The sequence below is a fragment of the Thiocapsa imhoffii genome (assembly GCF_016583985.1).
Classification (GTDB): Bacteria; Pseudomonadota; Gammaproteobacteria; order Chromatiales; family Chromatiaceae; genus Thiocapsa; species Thiocapsa imhoffii.
In genome coordinates, this window is the sequence record NZ_NRSD01000061.1 from 1 (window position 1) to 3,083 (window position 3,083).

Annotated in this window: 3 protein-coding genes; 2 read left to right on the forward strand and 1 reads right to left on the reverse strand. The window is 49.8% G+C overall.

The features are described from left to right. The coding region (locus tag CKO25_RS20515) for a transposase family protein (RefSeq protein ID WP_207162419.1) at positions 1 to 515 on the forward strand (515 nt) is incomplete at its 5' end. Between the two features lie 30 nt (positions 516 to 545). Here the strand turns inward: CKO25_RS20515 and CKO25_RS20520 are convergent. Next, positions 546 to 1,700, reverse strand: a complete 1,155-nt coding sequence (locus CKO25_RS20520) for a glycosyltransferase (RefSeq protein ID WP_200389802.1) — start codon at positions 1,698 to 1,700, stop codon at positions 546 to 548. A 1,284-nt stretch (positions 1,701 to 2,984) separates the two neighbouring features. Between CKO25_RS20520 and CKO25_RS22075 the strand changes: the two genes are divergently transcribed. Next, positions 2,985 to 3,083 (forward strand): DUF5372 family protein (locus CKO25_RS22075; RefSeq protein WP_200388060.1); only part of this gene is annotated, 99 nt, incomplete at its 3' end.

Below are 3,083 nucleotides of genomic sequence, written 5' to 3' on the forward strand. Positions count from 1 at the left end.
CGTTGATGGAACAGAAGTTGCCTGCGTCCGACCATCGGATGATGACCATCAAAAGAAACGATACAGCGGTAAAAAAAAGACATACCGTCAAAGTTCTAACGCTCACCAATCATGACCTGAAAATACTTTATATGAGTCCAGTTTTTGGTGGCTCAGTACATGACTATATGATCATGAAAAAATGCCTGCCTCCACACATTTCTTGGTTTGAAGGCATGACCCTAAGAGCCGACCTTGGCTTTCTTGGCGCAGTAACTGATTATGGACGTGGAGCCGACATTCGTTTACCTCATAAAAGGCCAAAGCGATCAAAAATGAATCCACATCCGCGCTTAACCAAAATTCAACAAAGAGCGAATCGTCATCACTCCAGTCTCCGTGTCCTTGTCGAGCATGCGATCGCTGGAATCAAATCGTTTCATTGCCTCACGCACCGGATTCGGAACCAGTCATCCGCACTCATAGATCAATTTTTCGGCCTTGCCGGTGGTCTTTGGAACTACAAAATATCATAAATTTCAACATCTAGACGTTCGTAACAACTCTTATGTCCTCTTCAATTCCAACATCTCTTGTTCACCAAGATAACCCAAGACTTGATCGCCATGGTTCTTTTCACTCCACTTCAGTTTCAAGCCTTCCAGAACAGAAGCTCCCCCTCTTGCCAGCGCATCTCTGCTTTCTCTTTCCGTTATCAAGAGCCGAAGCGACTCTATAAGGCATGCAACTGATTTCGGCTCACACAGAAAAGCCGATTTCTTATGCACGAGTAGACCTGTCCATTGAGCCATCCTCGTTGTAAGTATGGGAATACCAAATTGCATAGCCTCGTAAAAAACCCTAGGGACTCCTTCTGAATGATAGGTTGGAAGACAAAATATATCAGATTGCCGATAAAGCTCTTCCATAAACTGAACGTCTGTAATCGAGCCGTAGCAACGAACCACGGTGTCAAGAGAAAGCGAACAGATTTCAGTCTCAAGCAACTGGCGATCCGATCCGTCGCCAACGTACCGGAGACGTACATTCAAATGCTCAATTTTGCTGAGGTGATAAACAGCTCTAAGAATCTCGAAAATTCCTTTATCTCGTATAAGCCTCCCAACGAAAAGTATCGACACAAAATTATCATTTAATTGTGATTTGGCCTCGGTATGTTTCTCTAAAATTCCTGTCATAGGAATCACTGCCGAAACCCTACTGTTCAGCTTTTTGGACTGCTTAACAAGGTAATCTCCAGTACAAATCACAAATTGAGCACGACTGATCTGCAATACCTTAATGAGTTCTTCCCAACTCCTTCCTGTTTTGCTATCTTTGCGAATGTACAATCCATATGGCTTCATCCTTAATAAACAAATAGCAGCACTGATAAACCCTAACGCTCCCGGGAAAAAAATATAAATAAAATCATTAGTGCCGACACATCCCCACATATGTTTAAAAAACCGGATATAATTCAAAATCTTTTTGAAACTACTATCCCCCAAATATACAAAACCCATATTCAACGTTCGCACGCATTCGGAATTGTATGCGGCGAGAACGCGCTGGCCCTTCTCTTTTGTTAAACGAACTGCAAACGAGAGATCTATCTCAGCCCTAAGAAGGGGACCGAACAATAGATCAAGACCCGGTTCTGCCCAAACCGTTCGTCCCTCAAGGGTTACAACATTATCCAAAACAATTATAAGTTTCATCAGTACCGTCCCAACGTTTTCAGTGCATCTTAGGTAACAGTATGAATTTAAAATTCAAACGGCTAATCATCCGCAAATCGGCTTGGACAACCGCCGAACGTTCGTGCAGCCTGTCGGTTAACCCTAACTATCGACTGAAGCGGGAACATGTACGCTGGGAAACTGGTTTTCGCGCAGATTATCGTGCATCTTCCGTTATTGGTTTTTCAGTAATAGAGCTGTGCCTTGTTCCTAAAGCCCTATCGCATATATCATAGAGTTTAGAGACTGTATAGAAAGTTTCGCTCAATAGATAGTAAATTCCATTATACAATGGAAGCAAATAACGGCCTTGATCATAACTCCGTTGCGCCAGGCAAAGCCTGGAAGGAGAGGAAGATAGCGAACGGATAAGCCAATCGGAAACTCCTTTTTGCGACCCACCGGGTGCAAGTCCCGAGCCGGTAAGGAGTGGCCATCCACCGGAACCGAGTGTTGCGTGGTGCGGGAGCGATCCCGCCTGCGAAGCGTACACAGGGGGCGTGCAGGCCATGTGATAGAGCCCCGTTACTGAATCTAGCGGAGCCGACGTATTCGGAACACCGGAAGGCAACAGTTTCGGCATCGTAACGGCCTGATGTCGAGACTCCGCCGGGGTCTGAGAGCAGGGCATGTACGCACGGGTCGTCCAGGAACCTGGGAGCGCTCAGCTGTTCCGTGCCCGAGACGCGGCGCGGGCACCGCGGAAGAAGCCGCCCCGGCCCGACGGCGCTGGTCCGGCCGACGGGAGCGAACAGGACCAACGGCGAGGTAGCGCCAAACGAAGGCAACGAAGTGCGGCGTGATGGCAACTGAGCAGTCAGAGTCGGCTGATCGTACCGTCGAGCGCGGGGAACGCACCCCAGCGGACCCGCGGGAGGGAAGCGGCCGATCGGTTGAGACAACGTCTGGAGGGACAGATGGCGCAAACATCGGGTTGCGAGATCATCACAACGAAACAAGAGACGATCGCGAACTTGGCGAGACAGGCGCCGGGGATGGTGCTGACCACGCTGGCGCACCACATCGATCTGATGTGGCTGGAAGAGGCGTACCGGCGAACGCGCAAGGACGGCGCGGTGGGTGTGGATGGCGTGACTGCCGAGGTGTACGAAGCGCGGCTGCAGGAGAACCTGAGCGACTTGCTCGAACGGTTCAAGAGCGGTCGTTATCAGGCGCCCCCGGTGCGGCGCGTTCACATCCCCAAGGATGGAACGAAGAAGACCCGACCCATCGGAATTCCGACGTTCATCGTCAACCCCACAGATGCCCAGCCGGCGTTTGGGATGGGCCACCATCACCCATCCATTCCACCCGCTCAGCGGGCAACGCGCTGAAGTATTGAAGATACGCCGTGCGGGTGGT

What these genes read in the sequence shown, in the direction of transcription:
- CKO25_RS20520 (WP_200389802.1), bottom strand. Translation starts at nt 1,700, where the DNA reads ATGAAACTTATAATTGTTTTGGATAATGTTGTAACCCTTGAGGGACGA.